The sequence below is a fragment of the Lysinibacillus sp. FSL K6-4013 genome (genome assembly GCF_038630435.1).
Classification (GTDB): domain Bacteria; phylum Bacillota; class Bacilli; order Bacillales_A; family Planococcaceae; genus Lysinibacillus; species Lysinibacillus boronitolerans.
The window spans coordinates 4,485,168-4,511,756 of sequence record NZ_CP152031.1 but is presented as its reverse complement, the minus strand read 5'-3'; the positions used below and the strand labels follow the sequence as shown (position 1 = coordinate 4,511,756).

Here is a 26,589-nt window from a genome sequence, read left to right as displayed (position 1 = left end):
AATTATAGCGCCTGAGCTGAAGAAATCGGACGAAAAGATCTTCAGCAGACGAGGTGGAGGTTTATCGAAAATTCGGCGGATGCCTCCCAATCGACATACCCGATTGTCATTTTCCATTTTGAAAGCATTTGAGTGATTGAATGTACAGAAAATGGAGAAGGTATTGTAAAAGCAATAGATAAATAGATGAAGCTTCACATATCGAAGATCTCTATTCAGTTGGCTGAGTAGAGTGAGTAGCTTGTGTGTATTGGAGTGCTTTATTTTTCATAAAAATAAAGCAATGCTTGTACATTCAAAAAATTCGATAGGATGAGGCCTAGTTTGTCATTGCATTAAATTGACATTATCGGAGGACGAGAATTTATGTGTGGAATTGTAGGATATATTGGTGAATCAGATGCAAAGGAAATTTTATTAAAAGGCTTAGAAAAGCTAGAATACCGTGGATATGACTCAGCTGGTATTGCAGTACGTAATGAGGAAGGCGTAACGGTTTTCAAAGAAAAAGGACGTATTGCAGATTTACGAGAAGCGGTAGATGAAGATGTTACGGCTAAAATTGGTATTGGTCATACACGTTGGGCAACACATGGTGTACCAAATCGTTTAAATGCTCACCCACATCAAAGTGCATCAGGACGCTTTACACTTGTGCATAATGGGGTTATTGAAAACTATCACTTATTGCAAAAAACATATTTAAAAGGCATTCCAATGAAATCTGATACAGATACAGAGGTTATTGTGCAATTAGTAGAGTTATTTGTGAAAGATGGTCTAAGCACAGCAGACGCTTTCCGTAAAACATTATCTCTATTACATGGCTCCTATGCACTAGCACTATTAGATGCAGAGGCAGCAGATACAATCTTTGTAGCAAAAAATAAATCACCACTTCTAGTTGGAATTGGTGAAGGCTTCAATGTTGTTGCGTCAGATGCAATGGCGATGCTACAGGTAACAGATCAATACGTAGAGCTTCACGATAAAGAGGTAGTTATCGTACACAAAGCAAGTGTGGAAATTACAAAATTAGATGGTACTGTAGTAGAGCGTGCACCATATACTGCTGAGCTTGATATGAGTGATATTGAAAAAGGCACATATCCACACTATATGTTAAAAGAAATGGATGAGCAGCCTACAGTTATTCGTAAAATCATTCAGGCATATGAAGGTGACAATGGCGATTTAACGATTGATGCGGAGATTTTAGAAGCCTTACGAGCAGCAGATCGTTTATATATTATTGCAGCGGGCACTAGCTATCATGCGGGTCTTATTGGTAAACAATATTTCGAAAAAATGGCTGGTATCCCTGTAGAAGTGCATATTTCGAGTGAATTTGGCTATAACATGCCATTACTTTCAGAAAGACCATTATTTATTTTCATTACACAATCAGGTGAAACAGCAGATAGCCGTCAAGTACTTGTAAAAATTAAAGAGTTGGGCTATCCAACATTAACGATTACAAATGTACCTGGCTCTACGTTATCACGTGAAGCTGACCATACATTGTTATTACATGCAGGTCCAGAAATTGCTGTAGCTTCTACAAAAGCTTATGTGGCACAAGTAGCAGTACTTGCATTAGCAGCCTATGTAACAGCAAAGGCAAATGGCAAAGGCTTAGAATTTGATTTAAAACAAGAGCTCGCGATTGCCGCTAATGGCATCCAAACAATTATTGATTCAAAAGATGTGTTAGAAGACATTGCAGAAGATTACTTAAAAATCGCACGCAACGCATTCTTCATTGGCCGTAATATGGACTTCTATGTCAGCCTTGAAGGTGCCTTAAAACTAAAAGAAATCTCGTATATCCAAGCAGAAGGCTTTGCTGGTGGAGAACTGAAGCATGGAACAATTGCCTTAATCGAAGAAGGTACACCTGTGTTTGCGCTTGTCACACAAGCTTCAGTAGGATTAAACATCCGTGGTAATGTCAAAGAAGTAGCGGCTCGTGGTGCATATCCATGTATTATCGCGATGGCAGGCATTGATGAAGATGGCGACCGTTTAGTCATTCCACATGTTCATGAATTACTAACACCGCTTGTATCAGTAGTACCTTTACAATTAATTAGCTACTATGCTGCACTTCACCGCCGCTGTGATGTGGATAAACCACGTAACCTAGCAAAATCGGTAACTGTTGAGTAAGAACAGAAATTAGATTTAATTTTTGTGTAGACTTAAAATAAAGATATACCGTTTATAAAAAAGATGTACTGTTTGAAACAAAGTTATACCGTTTGTAAAAAAGTTGCACCGTTTCGCCCCTTTGGATTATATTAATCTAAAGGGGTGTTTTTATGTCCAAAAGAACCAGAATATCGCAAATTGAAAAATGGATTAAAGAAGGTCGAGGATCTGGAATAGGTATGGATTATAAGCCTTGGTTAAACATTCAAGATGTTTCCTCATTAGGAAGGTCTACACGTTTAAAAGGTATTAAAACTAATAGGCAACATGAGTTTTTATCAGATTTAGAACGAAACTATTTTTATATAACTGAATATTCTGATTTCGTTGTAGATATTCGAGAACAATTTCCTTTATTACCGTTGGAAGAAACAATTGTCATTGCAGATGAACTAGGTATTAAGCATCCTACCGATCCTAAAACAAATGAGCCAGTTGTTATGACAACGGATTTTTTATTAACCGTAGATAAAGGTGAAGGATTAGTTGAGCTTACTAGAACTATAAAAATGAAAGATGAGCTGTTAAAAGAGCGTGTCATTGAGAAATTTGAAATTGAACGTGTGTATTGGGAAAGAAGACAGATTGATTGGGGCATTGTAACGGAGCTAGAAATTCCGAAAGAAATGGCTAGAAATGTTAGCTATATTCATGATTATTACAGTTTGGAGCATTATGATGCTTTTCAAAATCTAAGTTCTCAGCACATCGAAGATTTAGCTATGGCACTATTGCAGCGCCTTTTAACAAATAACGAAAGTGTTAAAGCTATTACGAATGAATTTGATAAGGATACGCATATGCCTTTAGGTAGTGGTATGACACTGTTTTATCATTTACTCGCTACTAAAACGCTTCGTATTGATATGTTAGAGCCATTAAACGTAGAGCAACCGCTTGTCATTCAGTCAATTGATGAAAGTAAACTGAAGAAGGTGAAATATGGATGATTTATATTAACCAAGTACTTCAATCTGTAAAAGATTCAACTCGTATTCGTATTATTGAAATTAAAGAATCTTATGTGTATACCGTCAATATTGATGCTAATACATCCATGCCTAAAAAAGAACTCTACTCATCGTTAATAACGGATATAGAACAAAAAGAATGGATTATTATCGCAGATCCTTTTGCAGGTGCAGTCGCAGAAGAAGAATTAACAGAAGTGCAAATTCAAAAACGAAATGTAGATTGGGAAATCATTCAAACGTACTGTTTGGAAGAAATGAGCAATTTGCTTCAGAAGAATGGTAGAGAAATAAAAATTAAAGAGATAGCTGTAAGATTGAATGTTACGCCGACAAAGGTTAAAAAATTACTTAGTCGCTATTGGCAACGTGGCATGAATAAAAATGCGATGCTTCCCGACTATGCAAACTCAGGCGGTCGAGGTAAAGCGAAAAAACTAAACGATGAAAAAGTAGGACGTCCACGTAGAGTGACAGTTAACGGTGAATATCGAAGTGGTATTAACATTACAGATGAAATCAAAACACAATTTGAGCATGCAATAAACAAATACTACCGTAAATCGAATAATTATTCTTTAAAGGACGTGTATGGGTTTATTTTGCGGGACTTTTACTCAGACCGCTATAAGGAAAACGGAGAAATTCATTATCGTATTTGGGAATCTAATCGCATTCCGTCGTACCACCAGTTTTATTATTGGTTCAAGAAATTAGAAGATCCGAAGAAGGATATTGAATTTCGTAAAAGTGCAAAAGAGTATGAGCTGAAACATCGTCCGATATTAAGTAATTCTAAAGTGGAAACGAATGGACCGGGCACACGCTTTCAAGTTGATGCAACGATTGCAGACATTTACTTGGTGAGTTCTTTTGATGTCAATCGAATTATTGGTAGACCTGTAATTTATGCCATTGTTGATGTTTACTCACGCATCATTACAGGTATTTACGTAGGCTTAGAAGGACCTTCATGGTTAGGAGCGATGATGGGTTTAGATAATATGGTTGCTGATAAAGTCGAATTTTGTAAGCAGTATGGCATCGATATTACAAAAGAACAATGGCCGACCTGTTACCGCAAATCATAAACGGTAAATAGCAAAACTAAATGTAAAATGGTCAAACATAAACGGTAAATAGCACGAGTGGAAATTGGAGCAACTCTCCAGTTTTCCTCGTGTTTTTTGTTTCTAAAAAGCCTGGAAAAAGCATGAGAAAGGCAAGAGGAAAGCGAATATAAAAGCGGGGGAAAGGCCTGAAAAACCAACAGTTTTTAAAAAGAAGGCAGGAAGGAAATAGCGAAAAAAGGCAGGAGAAAAAGAAGGGAAATCTATTCTTTAACCTCCTAATTCTTGTCATTCCATTTACCGTTTATGTTTTCCTAAAAATCCTGATTTCTGACAAAAAGCAGGAGCAAGAGAGCGAGGGATATTTACCGTTTATGTTTAACGACAGAAATTGGAAAATCGGAGTGAGGCAGGAGTGGCAAGGGTTTGGAAGAAGGGGGGAGGGAACACTTTAATTTTGCGACTACATAGAAGGCAGGGATTTTTTGAGATGGAATCTAACGTGATTCTGAACTAAGTAGGAAAAGAGGGTAAAGGGAGGAAATAGCAAAAGATTGGAATTTTGATGATATTCTATAGTTCTGTGCTATGCTAATTATAAAATCTTAATTTGGAGAGGTTTTATGGGGGAGCAAATTATTTATGACATGACTACACTTCAAGATACAATTGGCTCAATGAGCAAATTATTGGGTGTGGATGAACGACAAATTACGAAATACTGTGCAAGTCATAAGGATGATTATGATGCAGAGGGTTTTTTAAGTTTGTTAGGATTAAGTGAACATTCTCTGTTGGATTTTGAGATTTATATAACTTCATTGCACGTAACTACGGATAAGGATAATTGTTCATCCTTAAAGAAGTATGGACTTTTAAATTTGCAACAAGCCATCATAAAGGATACGCCCTTAAGGGCTTATTTAAGGAATTACGGAGTTCGCATTGAAATTGAAAAGAAACAAATTCAATATCAAGATAAGCTCTTTGATATAAGCAAAGATTATAATGGCATAAGTGAACCGATTGATTGGATTATCTACAAATTGTATAAGGACTTCCAACTAAATTCATTCTTTTATTCTGACAATGTGCTTAAATATGGCGGAGGGATTAGAAGGAGACCTGAGTTTCTATATAATTTGGCTGAATTTTTAAGAGTGCCAAATATAGAATATGACTGGATGAATGATATATCTTGTTATGTCATAAAATATAAGGCAACACTCTCACGATTCGCTGATTGGAATTTTGATATTGATAAGAATGAAATCAATTATTTGGATGAAAGTGAAATTAATATAAGGAAAATAAAATGGCTTATAAATCAATCATTAAGAAGAATAAACAATGACCTTTTTTACAATAGTATAGACGATTGTTATTCTAATTTGAAAAATGATGCTTATGTACGAGTTTCTGATATTTTGAGAATTTATACTGAAAATGAGTATTTGGAAGAATACCGAATCAACGAGTGAAAAGCATTTTTAAGAATAGACAATATTAAGTAGAGATAGACACTTTGCCTCGCAGTGGTAAGGTGTCTTTTTGTGTCAACATGCCGAACTATGTGCGACTCCTTTTCTATCAGTTATAAATCAAACTTTCCTATCTATAATATAAGGTTAATACAAACAAGGGTTCTATTAAGAAACCTATAAAAACAGGATGTTCTAATCTATCAATTCGGATTAGACAGATAAACCAGGAGGAATGAGTTTTTATGAGTAGTAGAGAAGTACGAGAGATGCCAAGAACATTTGCTCAACAATTAAAATATTATAGAGGTCTCAGAGGTTATACCTGTAAATAATTGGGAATGATGGCGAAAATTGACCCAGGCTACGTAAATTCTTTAGAGCGTGGGAAGAAAAAAGCGCCTACCTATCCCATAATCAAAAATTTGGCAAAGGCACTAAAAGTAGATATTACTGATTTGATTGATATTGAACCAAGCGAGGGTGAGCTTCCTTTAAAAAGTATTCAAGAAGTTATGGTTAATCAAGAATATCTTATAAAAGGGAAACTTCCGACTATGGAAACAAGGGAGGATTTATTAGGATTAATAGAGGCATTACTTGATTGTGAATGGGAAGAACATAGTAAACATTTGGATTCTGTGGAGATTTTAAACAGAGTTGATACATTTTTAAGGTCTTTAAAATAATCATCAAACAGGCGAGGAAAGAGAACTATGTATTTTTTACTGGTTCTCTTTTTCTATATTTTTTGGAGGTTAGAGAAAAATGTCTAAAAATTCAAGTGAGCGTGAATTCATATTTACACTTTCGCAATTTGAAAATCCTCAAATTTTAGAAAAGGAATTGAACTTGAAATTAGCAGGATTAGAATTAGAAACAAAATTTGCAGGGTTGAAAATTGATATGTATGGGATAGAACAGGATTTAGGAGTAGAGGTCTTTGTAGAGAATGTGTTGTTGAAATCGGATTATTCTCACCAATACCGACTTCTTAAGCTGATAGAGGCTATTGATAAAGGGATTATTATTTATCAAGCGGTAGGGTTTAAGGATAAATACGTAAAGCAGTTGAGAGATAAAATATTGAATTCGAGCAAAAAAGTCAACCTTTACTTTGTAACGATTAATCCTGAATTATTTAAGGGAATTGACTTATTGAATAGTGGAACACATAAGTTGAAAGTCTATGAAAACCTTCATATCCTCAATGAAGTCTCTAATCCCATCCAATTACAAAAGGAAATGAGCATTATTCGACCAATTAAGGGGAACAAGAAATATACGGAAAAGATTGATTGGGATTTTACTAATAGGGAGGATGTAAACAACTATCTCTTACTGCAATTAAGAGAAAGGATTCCATATTTTTTATCATTCCAAAGGCAGAAATCCAATCTTGATAATTTGAGGATTATCCCATGTGGATTCGGAAAATCTGGTGTGTCGCTTATGCTAACAGTAGAGGATATGCGTTATCGTGCGTTCGTAGAGTTAAGATTTAGAGAGTTTAGTCCACCAATCTATTACAAAATAAAGGAGAGAGAAGAGAAGGCAAAAGAATTAATTGGGGAGGAGCTAAAATTTTTGGATGATAAACACACCATAACTTACTCCTTTAAATCAAGAGGAAGGAGTGTAAGAGAAACAGTTGATAGGTTAGTAGATGTTGCTGAGAAATTTATCTTGGCATTCAGTAATGATGTTCTTTATGGTGAGGAGGAGAGACTTGATATGTGGGGAGAATTTGAATATAGTCTATAGTTAAGCAGGAACAAGGCATTGGGTTATCCCAGTGCCTTATCTAATATCATTTTAATCTTCCTTGATATTAACGTATTTAATAGGGTTTTGTGCATTTCTTGGCAGGTAATGCTCAACTGATTTCCCAATATACTTAGACCTTAGAGTTTCCTCGGCTCTTTGACCGACAAACTCCCAGCGATTTGGTTCATCTTCTAATGAACCCCTTGTATTGAATGTACTTCCAGCTTGAAACCATGCTATCACCTCGTAGACTTCATGAACAATTCCATCAAATACTGCAAAGGCATATTCAACCTTTTCTCTGTCTAATCCTATTCGCCAAACCCCTCTTGTTGCATCATATAGTTCAATATCGGTCATATCATAGCGAAACAAACGATTTAAACGAATTAAAATCACTGGTACATCTATATCGACTTGCTCTCTTTCATAATGTGAAATCAATTGATTAACTTCCACTCTTCCAAAGACTCCACTTTGCCATCCCCGAACTCTATTTGTTAATCTATCCTTCCCAATTAAATCAATAATAGCGGCCTCAACTTTTAACGCTGTGTGCTCGTCTTCTAAGCCATGAGTGAGAATTTCAATTTTGGGCTCTTGTCCTCTATCCATTATGCGTTTAATATAAAGGGTCTTTTCCGAATCCTCAGAGTCGGTTAAATGGGAAAATACCCGATTGCCGATGCCTTTCCCCACATAAAATATTTCCTCGGTTTCGGGGTCAGAGTAAATATAAACATAATACTTTAGCTTATTAATCACTTCTTTAGAAAACTGCCTGTACATAATGCCACCTCACATATAATCCTTTTTTTCGTTTCTCATATTCTACTTACATAAGTTAAGTAGCTTTGTTTAAATAGTGTTTGTTCCATAAATATATCGTAACAATTGAGAAAGAATTCCGAAATAGATTCATAATAATTCTTGTTATTTTCGTAATTGTTCGGAGCAATTACATAGAAAGTATGAAAATATTCATGTCTTTATTAATAGAAACTGCGGTAATGCAAGTCATTATGGAAGGATTTCTGGTTTAGAATTGAAAAAAAGGCACAGTAGCTTTTAACTGTGCCTAATATAAATACATTCTATTCATTTGTCTGAAAGTCATTTGTAAAAGATAACAAGGCTTGGGCAATTAAGTCTTGAACCTTAAGGTGGGGGAACTGGTTCTCGCACAACTTTGAGAACTTTTCATAAATGGCTTCATTTAGCTTCAGGTTTTTATTCACGTATCTGGCTTTAGAATTGTATATTTCTTTATCTAAAACAAGTGTAGGGCTTTCATCAATGGTGCTAATCAGTCTTTTTAAGGTTTCAATATTCTCTTTTATAAAAGTTAGTTCCTCTTGAAAGCCAGTTGTTGCTTTAGTAGAGGGTTTTACAGTTCCTAATAATTCTTTATCCCGAATAAACTTGAAGTATTGGTTCTCTCTGGCTATATACGTATAGTCGCCAGACTGCATAGATTTTGTGAAGCTGGAATAGGCTATCCCTAAAGCCTCTGCAACCCCCTTTAAATCGCTATTTACCAGCATTTTGTTGATTTCTTCTACTCGTTTGTCAACATCCATTGTAAAAAATCTATCTTTGTTCATACCTCTTGCCCCTTTCTATTAGTTTTTTAGTATTATAGTAGACTTATTTCGCCTTTATAACTGCACTCTGTCGGAGCTATTTTAAGCAGTGATTCGTATGGGAGAACGGTGCTAAAAGTAAAGGTAGGAGGTTAAAAGTTGTTTGAAACATATCTACATTTGTACAGGAAATAGACTCCTATTCAACAATTGACCGATGCAAACCTCCTGTAAAATGAGATTGATATTTTGGGGTTGAAATTGCCTATGAATCGAGTCGTATCAAGGGTTAGAATTGCTCCGTAACATTTGGAAAACATAAACCTATATAGTACAAAAAAACATCTGAAATTGATTTGCAAAATGCGATATAAGGTTCTTTTTTAAATGTCTAAGACCTCTTCCAAAAGACCTCTGTCTATTAAAAAAGTCGTCATTCCTCAGTAACAACATTGGGAACTTTTAATCACAGCCAAGCTGTTTTTGGATAAAAGCCTCTTTCCAAATATCTCAGGTCTCTAAAAAATGCCAATATAATTAAAACCAATTACTAATACCTCATTAAGTCTACATTTCTTTTGAAAAATCACAGTAAGCAAAATACTAAAAATAGGATGATTGTAGATAATAACAAAACTCATTTATTGGCTTTTCAGTGTAAAAGCAATATGGCTCATGATATATAATCGCAGTGGCTCAAAATTCAGTAATCAAGGGTTGAACAGGGTAACTGTTATGTATTTCATGTTCAATTGCTATCATATACAAATTGGACATGAAGGGAGGGACAACCATAGTAATTGCAACGAAAGACAAAAAGAATAGGAGCAGTAGGAATCCAGGGAAGGTTTTTGAGAAGGAGTTTTATGATTCCGTTCCAGCGGATGAAGCTGTATTTTCTTATCGGTTAAAAGACGACAGTTTAGGATTTGCTAATGTGAAGAATCCTTGCGACTTTATCCTATATAAAAACCCTAACATCTACCTTTTAGAACTGAAGAGCCACAAAGGTAAATCCATTCCATTCGGAGCTATACAACCCAATCAAATTGAATCATTGTACCGACACAACAAAATAAAGGGGATAATAGCTGGATTTGTATTCAATTATCGTGATAACAATGAAACGTATTTTGTAGATGCGGTAACTGTTTATCATTTTTACCATATGGGAGAACGCAAGAGTTTTTCATTAGAATGGGCAAGAGACAAGGGGATTCTGATTCCGCAAAAATTAAAGCGAACTCGCTATCAATATGATTTATGTAATCTACTAAAATATTAAATTCAATCGTAATTTAAAGAAACGGAGGAATGAAGGTGAGGAAAATAATTGAAATTGAAAGAAAATATGAAGACGTGTTTTACCATAATTTATGGACTATCCTTAAAAGGGAAGTAGATGATAAGCCAGTATTTATGGGCTGGTATAGAAAAGAAAGGGTCATTAAGCTGAATGAAAAACTATACAGGCTGACAGAATTTAAATGCTATCAGACCCAATTATGGCTTACGCTAAAGCCATTTACAGGCGATTTGAGCAAGGTAAAAGAGAAATATGGGGGTGAAATTGAGTTTGTAAATGAAAGAGAAATAGGATAGTATCAGAAGCCCCTGTGAAGGAGCTTCTATTTTCTTTTTGTTGCTTTATCAATGGCATTTATTGAGCCTTTCACCATGCTTTTGTATCGGCTTGTGTACAGTTCTAATACCTTCAAAATAACATCTTCTTCCTTTGCTACATAATTACCATAAGACTTGAGTTGTACAATTTCACCTATTTCTTTTTCTAACTCTTTTGTAAGAATTATCTCCACCTTTTTCATGCTCTGCCACCTTTACTGTTGTAAATGATTACCCCTGTTTATTAGCCTAATAGATTATAGAATAGGGTAGGGAAATCTATTACCTGCCAATAGATTTTGAAAACAATCAACATTGATGTAAGGACACTGACAGAAAATTTGTTAAATGGATTTCACAGTTTTTTCGAGTCATACTTGAATCATATAAAAGGCTTCCTTAAGATAAAATAGTAAGTTATAAAACGGAAAAGCAATTTGCCATCAAATTATTCTGATGTTAAGTGAGTTAGCGAATAAGAAATGTAAGTTACCTTTATTCAAGTGACGGGCATAATGTGCGATGGTTTTTTATAAATAGGAGTGGTTGAAAGATGAAATATCGTAAAGCAAACATTGATGACATCGATAAATTAATTCATTTGAGGAAAAAGCAATTGATTGACGAGGGGATAGAACCAACTATAGATATTGATAACGAACTGAGTAATTTCTTTAAAAATAAACTAAGTGATGGTTCTTTAATTCAATGGGTAGTAGAAGATAATGAAGAAATGATTGCTTGTGGTGCAATTATTTATTATGAATTTCCACCTACATATACCAATAAAAGCGGTAAGAAGGGCTATATTACAAATATGTACACCAATGAAAATTACCGAGGAAAAGGCATTGCCACCACTTTGATGACTAAATTAGTTGATGAAGCAAAAGCTGGAGGTATCTCAAACATATGGCTTGGGGCTTCAAAATTGGGTAAACCTGTATATAAGAAGTTTGGTTTCAAGGAAACTAATGAATGGTTGGAGTTTAATATCTTGTAGAGGGTAGCAGTTTAGCCATCTACGTAAGGGGGAAATCTGTTGAACATCAATCGTAAAGCAATTGAATTGCTGGAAGAAAATCAATATGATGAATCGTTAAAGTTATTTAAAGAAGCTGTAGAAATAACAAGAGATGTCCAATCTCTAAATAACCTTGCTTGGATTTATTGTTACGAGGAATATGATGACACAAAGGCTCTTCCTTTATTAGATGAAGCTATTAATATGAATCCTAACTCTCATTTTCCGTATAATTTGGCTGGAGAGATTTATTGTAGACAAGAAAAATGGGAATCTGCAAGAGATATATTGGAAAAGGCAATCTCTGTCCAGTCTTCAAAAACTGCTTATAACAACTTAGCGGTTGCTAATTATCATTTGGGGAATATAGAGGATGCTTCAAAGTATTTCCTTTTAGCTTCAGAACCGTCTGATTTCGCCTTCTATAGCCATGTAAAGTGTTTGATTGAATTAGGAAATAGCGGTGAAGCAAAACGTAAACTTGATACTTTTTCCGAGAATGATGATGAATTTGTCGGAGAAGTGGATGTGGCAGATTTATATGTTGAGTTAAGCTGTTATGAAGATGCGATAAAATGGTTTGAAAAAGGTTGGAATAGTTACTGGAAACAACCAAATTGGATTGCTCGATATATCTATTCATTGCTAAAAATAAACAATCCTACTCGGTCTCAAGAACTGTTGAATGAAGCAATTAACGTAAAAATAGAAGAAATTAAAGATGCACATGAAGAAGAATGCGATGAAGATTGGACAGAGAGTGATAAACAAGCCCATATTAAAGAATTGCTCAATGAAAAGAAAGGATATGAGCAAATGTTTGAAAAAGTCTCGTCTGGCTATGTTCCTGCTATGGAATTCGATACATCTATCCAGACAGCGTGTTATCTCTATGGTTGCAATCGCCATAATCACCCTGAATATAAAGATTAGGTTAAAAGGTATGAAAACACTATTGAATAATATGGGAATAAAGGATAGACAAAACAATTAAATTATTTCAAAATATAACCAACCATAATTTTTGAGAAATTAATAAAGTGAGAAATTAATAAAGGGAGATATACATAATGGAAAAAGGCTGGTTTGAAGTACATAGTGTTGACCGTAAGGGAAATGATATTATGATTAAATGTGAAGGTGTAGATGACCAAGAATTGGCTCATTTTGGCGGATTGGATTTACATGTGAAAGCTACAAAAACGCTTATTAGTGATTCTCAAAACGGGATGTCTTTTCCAGAAAAAGAAGGGGACTATAATATTGGCAATAAAGTAGTGGCTCTTTATTTAAATGAAGTTGGCGAGTTGCTTAGAAATCTATCCATTGACTCGGATTATCTAACAGAATACTCTAACATAGATTTAGTTAAAATGTATCTTGAAAACGAATTGAAGAATCCTGAGATAGTAAGAGTAATTGAAAAGGATAATGCTGAAATTCAACAAGAACGTGAAGAGATTGAACAAGAAGAGAAAGAAATGTGGAATGGCTTTGTTGAGGGATTGAAAAATAGAGATATGTAGAGAACGCCATTTTTATGGTGTTTTTTTAGTGAGTTAAATAAAATGATATTTTAATAGAAAAAGACTGCATAATGCAGTCGAAAATTGTTTGTATTGAGTAAAGCATAGTTTATTTTAATTACACAATAAGTTCTTTATTTAATTCTTTACGGAGCAACTCATTTGCTTTTCCTTGAAATGAATGTACACTCGGATGATTGGATTCTACAATAATTTTTAGTGCTTCTATTTGTTTTCCTTCAACGAATATACGCTTAGCTTTTGCAGTTCTTGAATTCTTAGACTTTTGTGTGAAATCCTCCTGAATCTTTTCAACAACTACTTGGTTTGGAACATTCTTCGTTTCTAATTCCTTAAAATCTTCATAGTATTTTACAAAAATTCTTTTCCCCACACGATTTAATAAATCCTCAACTTGCACTGTATTCGCCAAAGCTACCACCTCAACTATATTTTATAGCTCTAACATAGCATAAAAAATGGCAGCTGTGTTTTAGCAATTTTTTCGGTTAAACACTTTCTCTTTACTCTCATTAATTAAGTGTGGCTGCAGGATAAAAGAATATTCTGTACACCTCACATATAGTATCTTTAACAAATACCATACCTACCCTTGATTGAACTTAAAAACACACTCAAATCCATTAGAAAACTTTGATTACAGTTTTTTTAATGTTTGCTATAATTTTGACTATAGTATATATAAGATTTTTTAGTGTGGGTTAGGCATTTTACATATAAGAAAACTTTTGCATTGGAGTTGCAACTATGATTAATAATTGGCAAGTTCCTCGAAACAAGCGAAAATTGTACCCAGTGGTTGATGTTCTTTCGCTTTTTACATTACAAACTTTAGGAGACAATTGGAGAAGCAACTTAAACCGCCAACTGGATTTTGAAGCAGAATTAGAAAGATATGGGTTAAAAAGGGCTGGGCAAAGGCGAGATAGACGAGCGGGTGGAGCAAGAACTTATGAATCATGGCTATACAATTTAGGTCTTATTTTTAGGGAAACAAATACAGATATTGTCCGAACAACATTAGCAGGAGAAGCGTTATTAGCTGGTCAGCCTCCTGTACCTATTATCACAAATCAGTTAATGAAGTTGCAGTATCCGTCTCCATATTCAGTTAGAGGAAGAGTAAATATACATTATCGCTTCCAAGTAAGACCGTTTAGATTTTTATTAAGACTACTTGCTGATAGCCGAGTCCAGTCTTTATCTAAAGAGGAAATCGGTCGGTTTGTAATCACAGAAGGTGAGAATGAATCACGTAATTGTTTTGAACATGTTGTGCAGAGAATAATCAGCTACCGTTTAAATGGAGATGCAATATTACCTTCTGATTTTGAAGAGCAGTACCTAAGTAGTACAACTGGTTTGCGTTCAAGAGAAAAGACCCTATCGTATTTAGAGGATATTGCAAATACATTTATAAATTATTTAGAGTACACGCAACTTATCGAAAGAAATTCAAATGGTATTTATATACCACAGGACAGAATCAGTGATGTAGATGCAATTTTAAATGATGGCACTAATATAAGACAGCTTGACACGAACCATCCTTATGGTATTGAAAACTTTCAAAGAGGATTTGGTTTAGCACCTGGGCAAAACAGAGATAACCGCAATTTTGGCGGTCAGACAGTTACGGATAATTTATATAGAGAGAGAAGGATTCGCAGTGATTTGCTTCATATTGCGGGTACGAGACCTATCACAAACTTTACAGTTTCTTTAGTCAGAGAAATTGCTGATTCAACAGGCTATAGTATTCGTGAAGTGGAAGATGCGTTGGATGGATTCAGACCAGATACCTTTAGCCAATTTGAGGCAAGTTATCTTAATATGGCAATAAGCGGAACGGAACTGGCAACAGAATTTGAAATTGCGACTCGTGGTATTTTTGAACAATTAGGATTCCATGCGGAGCATGTCGGTAATCATGCTTTGCATCCTGACATATTTGTGGAGTCGCCACAAAATTACTCTGGAATAATAGATACAAAAGCATACCGAACCTATACGATTAATAATGACCATAGAAATAGAATGGTAAACAACTATATACCAACTTATCAAAATCAATATGGCAATGTTGAGTTTTTTATGTATGTTGCTGACGGTTTCGGAAGCAACATCGCTTCTCAGGTTCAGAATATAGCTGACCGAACAAATGTAAATGGTAGTGTTATTACTGCAAGAAATGTTATTAGGCTGCTTCAACGTTACCAAGCTACTCCAATTGACCATAATTCACTTAGAATATTGTTTGCAAATAACTCTGTAATCACGATGTCAGAAATAGATTCATTATAGACTCCTTTATTTGGAGTCTTTTATTAGTAAGTCTTGATTATTTTCAATAAAACTTGTATAGTGTATAATTTGATATGTCGAACAAAGAACGAACATTTGGAGTTGTCGTAAATGATATTTAAAAAAGGAGAGCTATTTTGCGGACCTGGCGGTTTAACGCTTGGTGCAAAAATGGCTGAAGTTGAAAAAGACGGGGAACTTTTTAAAGTTGAACATGCTTGGGCAAATGACTACGATGAAGCAACTTGCGAGACCTTTCGTCATAATATTTGTCCAGACAACCCCGAAACAGTTATTTGTGGTGATGTACGGAAATTGGATATTACCAAACTTCCTGAAATTGATGCCTTTGCTTTCGGTTTTCCATGCAATGACTATTCAATTATTGGAGAATCAAAAGGCTTAGAAGGAGAGTATGGTCCTTTATATACGTATGGAATAAAAGTCTTAAAACATCATAAACCAAAATGGTTTATTGCTGAAAATGTTGGTGGGTTGGAAAGTGCTAATGAAGGACAGGCGTTTATTAAAATCCTACAAGAGATGGAAGAGGCGGGATACAATATTACACCTCACCTATATAAATTCCAAGAATATGGAGTACCGCAATCACGTCATCGTATAATTATTGTTGGTATTCACAAAGACTTTGGATGGACATTTAAAGTGCCAAAAGCACCGTTCAAAGATTCTACGTCTTGGCAAACTTCTCGTCAAGCATTGGAAGAACCACCGATTTCAGAAGATGCCTTTAATCATGAATTTACAAAACACCAAAGTAAGGTAATAGAAATGTTGGAGTACATACCTCCAGGGGAAAACGCTTGGTATGAAGGAATTCCTGAACATTTAAGGCTGAATGTGAAGGGTGCAAGGATGTCTAATATTTATAAGAGATTAGACCCTAATGCACCAGCCTATACTGTAACTGGAAGTGGTGGCGGTGGTACTCATATGTATCATTATAATGAACCAAGGGCTTTAACCAGTCGTGAACGAGCAAGACTACAGACGTTCCCAGATTGGTTTGAATTTATCGGGGGCAAAGAGAGCGTTAGAAGGCAAGTGGGGATGGCTGTTCCGCCAGAGGGAGCAAAAGTAATCATTGAGGCCGTTTTAAAATCCTTTGCTGGAATAGAGTATGAAACAGAGTCTTCTAAATGGGAAGAAGAGCTTAGTGAAATGCTATCAACAGGTAAAACGAAGAAAAATAGAAAAGGTTCAACAACAAAGAAGAAAAACAAAGAGAAAAATAATGACGAAGCTCCAAAAGAAGAGCAGGTCGAATTTACGGTATAGTGTTTAATCAGCCTTGGGTCAGCAATTTGACTGCCAAGGCTCTTTTAATTTGACCTTTTTACATTTTCTATGAAATCCGCAATATCTTCTACCACTCCATATAAATCCTTTTTAATTTCGTGTTCCCATATTCTTTTTACATTCCAACCGTTACTTATGTAATAATCATTTACCTCATTATCACGTTGCTGGTTACGTAGAAGTTTCTTTTCCCAATATTCTTGATTGCTTTTAGGTTGATTGCTGTGTAAGGGGCAGACATGCCAAAAGCAAGAATCGATAAATATAGCTATTTTATACTTTTGTATAGAAATATCAGGTTTACCAACCAAGGTTTTTGAGTTTTTTCTAAATCTATATCCTCTTCTCCATAGTTCTTTTGATATTCGATTTTCAAGTTTTGATTGAGAGCGGATGGCTTTCATTGTTTTGCTTCTATTTTCTTTGGACATGTTATCAGGCATATTATTCTCCCTTCATAATCCTTTCTATATTTATACCCAACATAATAGAGTAAATAAGCTACAATAAGATTAGACAATAGTGTTTGAAAAGTAAATCTATTGTAAGTTAAAATATTTGAGAACGTATGTTTTATTTTTATGGAAAACCTCTTTTAAAATGAATGGAGTGCTATGTATGTGGGCTGATGATGCTTCAAAGATAGATATGTTGGCATATGAACCTTACGCAAATCTTATTTGTGAAATTGCAACAAGCGAACGAATGAATCCCCTGACAATTGGATTATTTGGCAATTGGGGAAGTGGAAAATCGACTTTGCTTCATCTGATTGAACAGAATACCATGAATCAAACTGAAAAAAGAATTGCAGTTGTTACAGTAAATGCTTGGATGTTTGAGGGGTATGATGATGCAAAGACAGCATTAATGGAGTCAATTCTGCAAAGTCTCCAAGAAAATCAAACATTTTTTAAGGAATCAACGGATAAGATTAAAAACTTAATTAAACGAGTTGATTGGATAAGGGTAGGTAGTACAGCCTTAAAAAAGGGCATTCCTTTATCTTTGAGTCTATTAGCAGGAAATCCTTTGCCAATGCTTCTCGGAGGTTTCAATCCTGAAAATTTTGATTCAGAAAAAGAGATTGGACAGCATTTGGACAAGGCATCTCAAATGAAAAAAGACTACATCAACGCCCCGCAACAAGAAAATATCATTGAAAATGTACGAAAATTCAGAGAGGATTTCGTGAACATTATTCGTACATCTAAGATAGATAATTTAATCATAATGATAGATGACTTAGATAGATGTAATCCCGACAGAATAATCGAAACACTTGAAGCTATTAAGCTGTTTCTTGCTGTCGAAAAGACTACTTTTGTTATTGCTATGGATGAGAACATCATCACCTATTCAATCAAGAGAAAATATCCTCAATTGGATGATGTAGATATAGATGTATCGACTGATTACATTGAAAAAATAGTTCAGCTTCCTATCAGAATAGCTGAGTTAGCTGAGACCGACATAAAAAATTATATGCTTCTTTTGATAAGCGAAATGTACTTAAGTGAAGATGTATTAAACCAATTAATCAATCAGCTAAGGGATAAGGGTATTTTTGTTAAAGGGGAAATTATAAGCGGGAAAGAGATAGTAGAAATAATCAATTGTGTAACAAGTGCGAATGGAAACAAGTATAAACAGGGCTACAGCCAATCGGATTTTGAAGAACAAATTCAAATATTCAATAGTATTGGAAGTGTAATTGCGGCCACTCTTAAAGGGAATCCAAGACAAACCAAACGATTTTTAAATACATTCTATATGAGAAAACGTCTTGCTGAGATACAAAGAATAGAACTGAATTTATCAGTTTTAGCAAAGTTGATGGTTCTTGAATACACCGACAGGGATTTATTTAGAGAATTGTATCAGTGGCAGTTTGAAAATGCTGGAATTCCAAAACCGTTATCAGATATTGAAAATCAGGTATTAAACGAAGGTTTAAATGATGAGGAAAAGCCTAAAACGAGTCAAGAACAGAAAAATAGTGCTTGGTTTGGAGACAAAATAAAAAGATGGATTGGTGTTGAACCAACTAATTTATCTGAAGTTGATTTGTCGCAATATTTCTATTTAGCTCGTGATTCCGTTTCAGACAAAAAACTATTCTCAATAAACTTAAATCAGGAAGAAAGAAAAATAATAAATCAAATATGTAATCCAACCGTCTCTGAAATTATTAGAAAGAAAAAGATTGAAGAACTAAAAGAGATGGATGAGGTTACTCGAAACGAAATTATAAAAGGAATTATTAGTAAATATAATCAGGACAAGAATCATCTATGGGTGTTAATTGAACTCTATAAGATGTTCCAGCAATATAAGCCAAAAATACTTGAAGAGTTAAAAAAGTATAAGAGAGGCTCAATCACTCCAAATGAAATATTGTTATTTAAGCAAATGGATAAAGAAACATTCGATAAACTTAAAGATTATTATATTAACGAAAAGAACTCGTCTAAAAAGCTATGGGAGATAGGGTGATAAAGGTATGGGAACATCTAAAGGATATTTACCGCCAACAGGATATTTATGGCCAGAAGCTAAAAGAGATGTAACGGGTATGGTAAAAAGCGGTTTTACTCCTTCTACAATAGGTAAAGCAGTTTCGAGCTTTTCAAAGGCAATGGGCGGTGGAGGAAAATCTTATTCAGGTTCAGTTGCTAAAATAGGAACAAAGGCAGTTAATTTTATTGAAGCTGTTAAGAGTTATGGATTTCTCGATGCTTTAGAGAAGGTAGGACTATCGCATTTGCGAGGTCAGTCTTCAGAAGGCCTTCGTTCAGGTCTCTTAGAATATTTTAATGATAGCGGAAGTGACTTTTACGGCAGCGTTGCCCAGCAAAGTATGAGTGAGCTTATGCGTGAACTATTAAAAAGTGCAGAAGATGAAGATGATTATAATAATATAATTGGTTCGATTAACACTGGTGAATTCATTAGGGAATTCATTGTAAAATTTATTCAAAACTGTTTCTTTGCTAATTTTGCGGAGAAAATTCTTACAATGTTTGACAAATTAGATAAATTTGATATTGCAGAAAAAAGTGTAAAGACGTATATTCGTACATCCTTAGAGTCTGAGTTTACAATAGTGGACATTCAAAAAGTTGACTGGAATGGACAGCAAGGCAATCAAATTATTACAGAGAAATGTAACAAGGCATTTGAAATATTATCTGTTTGGAGTGAGACACTTGTTTAACATATGGATTAACAAGCAAGATGATGATTTAGCAAATAGCGGAAACCAAACTGAAAATCTTTTAGTGTTTAATCTTTTCGATAAGAACAACAAATCAAATGTTAAGACTGATGCAGAACAACTATGGAGAAGATTTGGAAGTCAATCTCTATCGGACATTAGTGAGGATTTGTTGGTAATAGCCATAAGTGTTTTTTGTGCAGATAAAAGAATACCTCGAAAAAAATCAACTGATAATTGGACAAGACGTATTAAACTCCACTTGCCTGTTCTTGAAGTAGAAAAATGGACTGTAGTAAAAAATGAACTGGAAAAAACTCTTGGATTTTTAAGTGGCGATAACTGGACATTTGAATTCAGACAATCAACAAGCAAGTTTAGGTCTAATAAGAAAAATACAAAGTATAAACTTATCGACAAACAAAAATATGATTCAGTAAGTCTATTTTCTGGTGGTTTGGACTCATTCTGCGGAGCTTTAACCTTATCTGAAAAACAAAAAAACACTTGTTTTGTGGGTTTCAGGGAATACAATCTTTTGACAAGCAGACAGCACGAACTTTTTAATGAGATTGATAAGGCATATCCTGCGATAAACAAAGAGCTAATTTTATTTAATGCGAATCCCTTAGCTCCGATTCAATGGAATGGGGAAAGGGGCAGATTGGGTGCTGAGAGTTCAAGTAGAAGCAGGTCATTTTTATTTTTAGCTGGAGCAGTTGCGATTGCATCGATAATAGGAGAAGGAACGCCTGTGTATATTCCAGAGAACGGATTTATTGGCATTAATGTTCCTTTAACTGATAGCAGAATTGGAAGTTGTAGTACGAGAACGACCCATCCAATCTTTTTGAAGACACTGAATCAAATCCTGCAATTGGTCGGGTTAAATCATACAATCTCGATTTTTTATTGGGATAAATCCAAAGGGGAAATTGTAGCAGAGCATAAAGGGAATCTTGTTTTCCAGGATAATGCTCATAGAACTCTTTCATGTTCCCACCCTTGTTTATCAAGGTATGATAGAAAATACGATAAAAGTATTGAGATTCCTTGTAATTGTGGATATTGTTACCCTTGTCTTATTAGAAGAGCCTCATTCTTAGCAATCGGTAAGGATAACACTGTTTATAATTCGGTATATAAATTAAATAGCGAGTTTATAACCCAATATAGCAAATTGCAAGGCAGGGCAAGTGATTTAAAGGCTGTGCTATTTAGCTTAAGGAGATATTCCAAACATAAAGATGATAAGGAATACATTAGAACGCTCTTGGTTCGGCAAGGACCATTATCTATGGTTGAAATTACTGCCTACGAGCGGTTGTATCACAAATCTATGAATGAATTATTAGAAATGGTGAAGTTTGAAGATGCACAAAGTGGAGGCGGTTTAATGGAATATTTGGGGCTAAAGGATTTAATAGAAGATGCCCAGCTTAGTTGATTTTCATATTCATATAGATTATTACAAAAATTATAGAGAAATGTATGATTACTTTAATCGTAACAAAACATATGCTCTTTTTGTTACGAATTTACCTGAAATATTTGAGAAGTGTAAGAGGGAATTTCCTGATAATAAGTATGTGAAGATAGGTTTGGGTTACAACCCACAATTAGCAAAGACGCATCAATTCAACATGAGGCTGTTTGATAAATGGCTTCCTCATACTAAATATATTGGTGAGGTTGGTTTAGATTATTCTAAAGAATTTATAGCAACTAAAACAGAACAACAAAGAGCATTTCAATACATTTGTAAAAGAGCAGGAGAGACAAACAAGATAATGTCGATACATTCCAGAATGGCTGAGAAAGACACCTTAGAAATTTTAATAGAAAATAGGGTTAAGTTTGCAGTATTTCACTGGTATTCTGGCAGTAAAAGCCTTTTAAAAGAAATCATTAGAAATGGGTATTACTTATCCGTAAACTATTCAATGCTTACCTCAATAAAGGGTCTAAACATCATAAAAGCTGTACCTTTGGATAAGTTGCTTATTGAAACTGATGCTCCTTTTGGAAAATCTGATATAAAAGGAAAATCATATAACTTACCTGTAATCTACAAGGAGTTTGAAGAAAAGCTCCAGATAAAAAACTTTAGCTCTATTGTATTAAGTAATTTAAAAAGACTGTTAATTGAGCAAAAACAGTATGGATTAAGAAATGATTTCAAATAAGGATATTTAAAAGTGGTGAATAGTAATGGATGATTCGTTTAAGCATTTACGAAAATGGCAAAAGGTGATGAATCAAATAAATAGGAATCAAGAAATGATAAATCGTATTACCAGAGCCAGTGAGTTAGCCAATAAAATGGCGAATAGTAGTGTTGTTGCAAGTTATATGGAACATGCAAGTGCGTTTGAAAAAGCAAATACAATGGCAAGTACATTAATGAACAGTGATGCATTTGCTATTTATAAGCAGTCCAATATCTTAGAATTGATGAACAGTGGTGTGGTTGCTCATTTAATTAATAATCCTATGCACACAATGGCTAATATTCCACGTCATGACTTTTCTCAAATGGCAAGTGCTGTAGCAAGTTTGAGCAACCAAGGTTTAGCTTTCTCAAGTGCTTCCCAATTTGCTCCCTTTTTTAATCAGATATCTTCTGCAATCAACAGTTCCTTTGTGGAAAATCTAAGTGAATATATTCATGATACAGAGGATGACGTAGAAGAAATAGAGGAACTACATGAAGAAGATATTCAAGTGAGAATTAAGCGGCCACACTTTTTCGATATGGCTCTTAAAATCAATATTATTGTAAATGTTACAGATGCCGAAGCTCAAAGTGGAAATTTAAATGGAGAAGAAGTAAGCACTTGGAAAAAGGTTCTATTACCAGTTCTGACGGTTCTTGGTCAACTATTTCTTGCTTGGGCAATGAGCGACACCCCTTTGCGTGAAACAAATATTTACAAAAGCGTTGAGACTATCGTTCATTATGTAGAAACACTTGATATAAATTTTGATGACGTTGAACAGCCTAATTCGGAAGCTCAATAATCAACAGTGATAGGATTGGGCTTTAGTTGTCTATTTCAATTTTGAAAAGAGACGGATGAAGCCCTAAGCCCCTCCCTGGACCAGTTTATTCTCCTTCAATGGATTGAGCATAATGACCCCACCCTTTTTCGTTTCCCATTCAATAAAATCAACTATTATCTCTTTATCTCCCTCTGAATAAAAAACGTCTTATTCGATTTCCACCACTTTAGTCACCTTATTCTTCCTGGCATGATAGGAAGCCATCATTTCCAATTCGATTATCATTCCTGCCTTCAAGTCCTTTGCTTTAACGAACATGAACAGTTCCTTTCCTCCCCCCTAAACCTTTTACCGACTTCTTAACAATGCTTATTATACCAAGACCTACTTACCGATACTACGTTTTCAATGTTCGATACCGTCTGACTAAGAAGTGGGATAATTAAAAAGAGTTTAAAATGCAACTCCATTTGAGAAAAAGAGGGAAGAAAAGCAAGAATAAAAATTTTGGATTCTTTCTGTTTTGAAACGTCTCATTCCCTTGAGGCTGTAAGGTGAACCAGGCTTTGTAACTTTCGGAATACATAAACCTATATAGTCCTCAATAAAATCTAAAATTGATTTGAATATTGCAGGGAAAAGTTATTACGAAATGTCAAAAGACTCTTTTAAAAACCTCGACTATTTTAAAAAATCTAAAGTGTAATTGCAAAAAAATAACTTTTATCAACAGCCAAGCTGTAAAGGGAAAAATTAAATCTATCATTCTTATAAAACGAGGGATGAAAAAAGTCATACATCTTACAAAACGTCAAAAGCCTTTTGGGAATACAACATCTATTGAAGTTGTCGTCACTACAATGTAAAGGATAACTTTTACATTTGAATCGCCAGTATGCGATTAAATTAGTACAAATCTAAGTTCAATAAAACCAAGAACAGTTTAACGGATTATCTATCTATATGAAAAAACCAGTTGAAGCCGAAAATTGCCAAATACCAAAATTTCCAATTTGGAGATGGACATCTTTTAAAGAAGTAATGAGTAGTTGTTATTTGTAAAATATTAGGTAAGACGTTGTTCGACAGAAGTGCTATATTTTCAATTGACTTTCCGAATTATACTTTTTTCAACAAGTGACATTAGTCAACAAAGGAGGAAGTATAAATTGGAAAATGTAGTATCAACAAGCGTATTTTATGATTTAAAAAATCAAATATTCGATAGAAACAAATGGAATAGCAAAGTGTTTTCAGTTTATGGATACGAGGCTGGAGCTGGAAAGAGCAGGAGTGCACAGCAGTATTTAGCGGAAACAGAAGATAGAGCGTTATACGTGCAAAGATTTTCAAAGGATGGGGAACTGGATGCTACTGCAAAGCGGATTAATTCACTGGCTGGGAAAGAAATTGCGGTGGCATTTACAGGTGAAGATACGAAAAAGAAAAGGGCAAGAAAAAGAGCAATCGAGGCAAGGACTCTTTGTATTACCCATAAAATGTATTCTAATATCTGCAGAGGAGACCATCAGGATTTAATAGCGGATAGAAGGATTTTAGTAATAGACGAATACCCAGACTTGTTAGAACAGATTTCCGTAACAAACAAAGAGATAGGGCAGTTATGGACTGAAATATTCCAATATGGATTTACGGAAACAGATGACCTTGCAAGTCTTTTAAGGGATATGGCGAATAAATACTCGAATGATTCTGAGGTTCTGAAAAATAAGGAAATGGTATTCGTAAATTTCCAATCAGAAATATATGACAAATACAAAGAGGTCATCGAGCAATTGCTAAAAAAGGTTGGACTGTCAAAGAGGAATGAGCAAAAAGAATTGTTGTTCAAGTTCCAACAGATTCTGAACAATGGTGCTTATTACTACGAAGGGGGATTTCACACTTTTGATTCTACACCTAAATTTGCAATGTTAGATTGCAATATCATATTGGATGCAAATTGGTTCGACTATAGATATTCTCTTTCGACCAAATTCAACGTTATTAAACAGCCTAAAATATTTGATTACTCACAAGCAGAATTTTACCATTACGATTTAAATACCAGTAAAAAGGCATTAAAAAACTATATAAATCTTACAGAAAAGGCATTAGAACGAATAGATTTGAAAGATAGTAGTGGTGTGCTGTTCGTTACGGAACAGGGGCAAAAGGAGCAAGTAGAGAAAGGGATTGAGGCATATTTCAATGACACCTTGGAGGGAATGCAAGAAACATTAGGTATCCCAATAGTTACTGATTACTTTGGTAACTTAATTGGAAAAAATAATTACCGCAAGTTTAATACGGTCATTGTACAGAAAACCCCGAATTTTGACTATGGGACATATGCCCTCACTAACTTCTTTTACAAATATCATGAAAACCTTCCGATTGCTACTATTTCCATTTTCCAAGATGAAGATATTGAAAAAGTTAGATTATCAACAATTGCTGGGGAGATATATCAGGCAATCAGACGAATTGCTCGTGATAATCTAACAAATGCCAAGATTCATGTATTTAATAGCAATCAAGAAGTGATAGATACGGTTCTGGAGCAGATGCCAGGTATTCAATATCATAAATGCAAAATCGAAGTGAGTAAGGTAGGGAAAGAGGCAGGAGCAAAAGAGCAAGGAAAAGAGAAGAAGCCAAGCCTGACTGATAAAAGAGTCGAAGAGGTTAAATCCATCCTTACAAATATTAAACAATCAGGAAAATCTGATATTACAAAAAAGGAAGTCCGTACTCAAATTGGAATAAAGAGTAGTGGGAATTTCACAAAGTTATTGGATGATTTACTGCCATTTCTACAAGTCAATCAAATTACCAATAAAGGTCAAAAGTTCATTTTTAAATCATAGGGTTAGAGGGTGTCTTTATGGACACCCTTTTATGATAAATCGGTAATAGTTGTATTGCATGTTCATTCGGTTCAAGAGTCAGAAGAAAGTGTCATCGGTATCAAGTGACTATAGTCGTCTTTGTCTGCAATAGTAAAGTAAACCTTTATTACTAAACCACTGAATGATTTAAAATGAAAACCGACTTTTACATAAGCCAAATGGATAAAGAAAAACAACATCTAAACGTAAGGTCAACAGTGCTATTATCCATTTGCTTTGTATTATACAGCTCCTTTGTAAAAACATATAGCACTGGTATTACACAAATATTCATTGAATGTTTTGTTTATAGTTAATTGTTTAGGGCTGCTTCAATTGCACTATGGCGATTCGATAGATGGTTTTGGTTCTTTTGGTAATAAAAGAGCCTTTTTCAGATGCCTCTTGACTCTTTTGGAGATGCAGTTGCCAATGTATTTGTTAATCTTCAGTGGTATTTACAATGTACCATAGCTTTACGGATATCTGCTTTAGGTGCTACTGCACATTGAATTGTATCTGTTGAACCTTATAGTTCCAAATCATCGTGATGTTTTGATGTATCAGTGTTTTGTTA

23 protein-coding genes and 1 pseudogene are annotated in these 26,589 nt (G+C 34.6%); 19 read left to right on the top strand and 5 right to left on the bottom strand.

What is annotated here, in order from left to right:
• Window positions 1-366 precede the first annotated feature (366 nt).
• The 6 genes and pseudogenes from glmS (at window position 367) to MHB39_RS22345 (ending at window position 7,497) form a co-directional block, all read left to right on the top strand.
• Window positions 367-2,169, top strand: coding sequence for a glutamine--fructose-6-phosphate transaminase (isomerizing) (gene glmS, locus MHB39_RS22370; protein WP_016995284.1), 1,803 nt, complete (start codon window positions 367-369; stop codon window positions 2,167-2,169).
• A gap of 152 nt (window positions 2,170-2,321) precedes the next feature.
• Window positions 2,322-3,161 (top strand): TnsA endonuclease N-terminal domain-containing protein, encoded by an 840-nt coding sequence (locus MHB39_RS22365; protein ID WP_342545436.1) that lies wholly within the window; start codon window positions 2,322-2,324, stop codon window positions 3,159-3,161.
• A pseudogene (locus tag MHB39_RS22360) lies at window positions 3,158-4,255 on the top strand (transposase); the annotation flags it as partial. The gene MHB39_RS22365 and the pseudogene MHB39_RS22360, both read left to right, overlap by 4 nt.
• 620 nt (window positions 4,256-4,875) lie before the next feature.
• A complete protein-coding gene (locus MHB39_RS22355) occupies window positions 4,876-5,733 on the top strand; it encodes a hypothetical protein (RefSeq protein ID WP_342545435.1) in 858 nt (285 codons plus the stop codon).
• A gap of 341 nt (window positions 5,734-6,074) precedes the next feature.
• The gene (locus MHB39_RS22350; protein ID WP_342545434.1) at window positions 6,075-6,422 is read left to right on the top strand and encodes a helix-turn-helix domain-containing protein; all 348 of its coding nucleotides are present in this window, start codon (window positions 6,075-6,077) and stop codon (window positions 6,420-6,422) included.
• Window positions 6,423-6,501: 79 nt separating this feature from the next.
• Complete coding sequence (locus MHB39_RS22345) at window positions 6,502-7,497, top strand: hypothetical protein (protein ID WP_342545433.1); 996 nt, start codon at window positions 6,502-6,504, stop codon at window positions 7,495-7,497.
• A 51-nt stretch (window positions 7,498-7,548) separates the two neighbouring features.
• Here MHB39_RS22345 and MHB39_RS22340 read toward each other — a convergent pair whose 3' ends face one another.
• Window positions 7,549-8,289 carry a hypothetical protein gene (locus tag MHB39_RS22340; protein WP_342545432.1) on the bottom strand — a complete coding sequence of 247 codons (741 nt, stop codon included), beginning with the start codon at window positions 8,287-8,289 and terminating at the stop codon, window positions 7,549-7,551.
• A 305-nt stretch (window positions 8,290-8,594) separates the two neighbouring features.
• Window positions 8,595-9,104: a hypothetical protein gene (locus MHB39_RS22335; protein WP_342545431.1), complete on the bottom strand. Its 510-nt coding sequence runs from the start codon at window positions 9,102-9,104 to the stop codon at window positions 8,595-8,597.
• Between the two features lie 754 nt (window positions 9,105-9,858).
• Here MHB39_RS22335 and MHB39_RS22330 point away from each other — a divergent pair.
• Both MHB39_RS22330 and MHB39_RS22325 read left to right on the top strand, forming a co-directional pair.
• The gene (locus MHB39_RS22330) at window positions 9,859-10,368 is read left to right on the top strand and encodes a Holliday junction resolvase RecU (RefSeq protein ID WP_342545430.1); all 510 of its coding nucleotides are present in this window, start codon (window positions 9,859-9,861) and stop codon (window positions 10,366-10,368) included.
• Between the two features lie 35 nt (window positions 10,369-10,403).
• Complete coding sequence (locus MHB39_RS22325; protein ID WP_342545429.1) at window positions 10,404-10,685, top strand: hypothetical protein; 282 nt, start codon at window positions 10,404-10,406, stop codon at window positions 10,683-10,685.
• Window positions 10,686-10,711: 26 nt separating this feature from the next.
• On the opposite strand, the gene MHB39_RS22320 is transcribed toward MHB39_RS22325, so the two are convergent.
• Window positions 10,712-10,909, bottom strand: coding sequence for a hypothetical protein (locus MHB39_RS22320; RefSeq protein ID WP_342545428.1), 198 nt, complete (start codon window positions 10,907-10,909; stop codon window positions 10,712-10,714).
• A gap of 350 nt (window positions 10,910-11,259) precedes the next feature.
• Between MHB39_RS22320 and MHB39_RS22315 the strand changes: the two genes are divergently transcribed.
• The 3 genes from MHB39_RS22315 (at window position 11,260) to MHB39_RS22305 (ending at window position 13,256) form a co-directional block, all read left to right on the top strand.
• Window positions 11,260-11,709: a GNAT family N-acetyltransferase gene (locus MHB39_RS22315; RefSeq protein WP_342545427.1), complete on the top strand. Its 450-nt coding sequence runs from the start codon at window positions 11,260-11,262 to the stop codon at window positions 11,707-11,709.
• A 39-nt stretch (window positions 11,710-11,748) separates the two neighbouring features.
• On the top strand, window positions 11,749-12,663 hold the full coding sequence (locus tag MHB39_RS22310; protein ID WP_342545426.1) for a tetratricopeptide repeat protein: 915 nt from the start codon (window positions 11,749-11,751) through the stop codon (window positions 12,661-12,663).
• Between the two features lie 137 nt (window positions 12,664-12,800).
• On the top strand, window positions 12,801-13,256 hold the full coding sequence (locus MHB39_RS22305; protein ID WP_342545425.1) for a hypothetical protein: 456 nt from the start codon (window positions 12,801-12,803) through the stop codon (window positions 13,254-13,256).
• Window positions 13,257-13,374: 118 nt separating this feature from the next.
• Here the strand turns inward: MHB39_RS22305 and MHB39_RS22300 are convergent, their stop codons facing one another.
• Complete coding sequence (locus MHB39_RS22300) at window positions 13,375-13,689, bottom strand: hypothetical protein (protein ID WP_151112106.1); 315 nt, start codon at window positions 13,687-13,689, stop codon at window positions 13,375-13,377.
• A gap of 335 nt (window positions 13,690-14,024) precedes the next feature.
• On the opposite strand from MHB39_RS22300, the gene MHB39_RS22295 reads away from it, so the two are divergent.
• Together MHB39_RS22295 and MHB39_RS22290 are read left to right on the top strand one after the other, a co-directional pair.
• The gene (locus MHB39_RS22295; protein ID WP_342545423.1) at window positions 14,025-15,581 is read left to right on the top strand and encodes a restriction endonuclease FokI C-terminal domain-containing protein; all 1,557 of its coding nucleotides are present in this window, start codon (window positions 14,025-14,027) and stop codon (window positions 15,579-15,581) included.
• A 111-nt stretch (window positions 15,582-15,692) separates the two neighbouring features.
• Window positions 15,693-16,880 carry a DNA cytosine methyltransferase gene (locus MHB39_RS22290; RefSeq protein WP_342545422.1) on the top strand — a complete coding sequence of 396 codons (1,188 nt, stop codon included), beginning with the start codon at window positions 15,693-15,695 and terminating at the stop codon, window positions 16,878-16,880.
• 44 nt (window positions 16,881-16,924) lie between these two features.
• Here the strand turns inward: MHB39_RS22290 and MHB39_RS22285 are convergent, their stop codons facing one another.
• Complete coding sequence (locus tag MHB39_RS22285; protein ID WP_342545421.1) at window positions 16,925-17,344, bottom strand: very short patch repair endonuclease; 420 nt, start codon at window positions 17,342-17,344, stop codon at window positions 16,925-16,927.
• Window positions 17,345-17,519: 175 nt separating this feature from the next.
• Here MHB39_RS22285 and MHB39_RS22280 point away from each other — a divergent pair, with 175 nt between their 5' ends.
• From MHB39_RS22280 to MHB39_RS22255, 6 genes are all read left to right on the top strand, one after another.
• Entirely contained in the window at window positions 17,520-19,397 is a 1,878-nt protein-coding gene (locus MHB39_RS22280) for a P-loop NTPase fold protein (RefSeq protein WP_342545420.1), read from the top strand.
• Between the two features lie 7 nt (window positions 19,398-19,404).
• A complete protein-coding gene (locus MHB39_RS22275; RefSeq protein WP_342545419.1) occupies window positions 19,405-20,118 on the top strand; it encodes a hypothetical protein in 714 nt (237 codons plus the stop codon).
• Window positions 20,111-21,565, top strand: coding sequence for a Qat anti-phage system QueC-like protein QatC (qatC, locus tag MHB39_RS22270; protein ID WP_342545418.1), 1,455 nt, complete (start codon window positions 20,111-20,113; stop codon window positions 21,563-21,565). The genes MHB39_RS22275 and qatC overlap by 8 nt, the downstream gene beginning before the upstream one ends.
• Window positions 21,549-22,304, top strand: a complete 756-nt coding sequence (locus tag MHB39_RS22265) for a TatD family hydrolase (protein WP_342545417.1) — start codon at window positions 21,549-21,551, stop codon at window positions 22,302-22,304. The genes qatC and MHB39_RS22265 overlap by 17 nt, the downstream gene beginning before the upstream one ends.
• 25 nt (window positions 22,305-22,329) lie before the next feature.
• The gene (locus tag MHB39_RS22260) at window positions 22,330-23,139 is read left to right on the top strand and encodes a hypothetical protein (RefSeq protein WP_342545416.1); all 810 of its coding nucleotides are present in this window, start codon (window positions 22,330-22,332) and stop codon (window positions 23,137-23,139) included.
• Between the two features lie 1,151 nt (window positions 23,140-24,290).
• On the top strand, window positions 24,291-25,991 hold the full coding sequence (locus MHB39_RS22255; RefSeq protein ID WP_342545415.1) for a hypothetical protein: 1,701 nt from the start codon (window positions 24,291-24,293) through the stop codon (window positions 25,989-25,991).
• Window positions 25,992-26,589 lie beyond the last annotated feature (598 nt).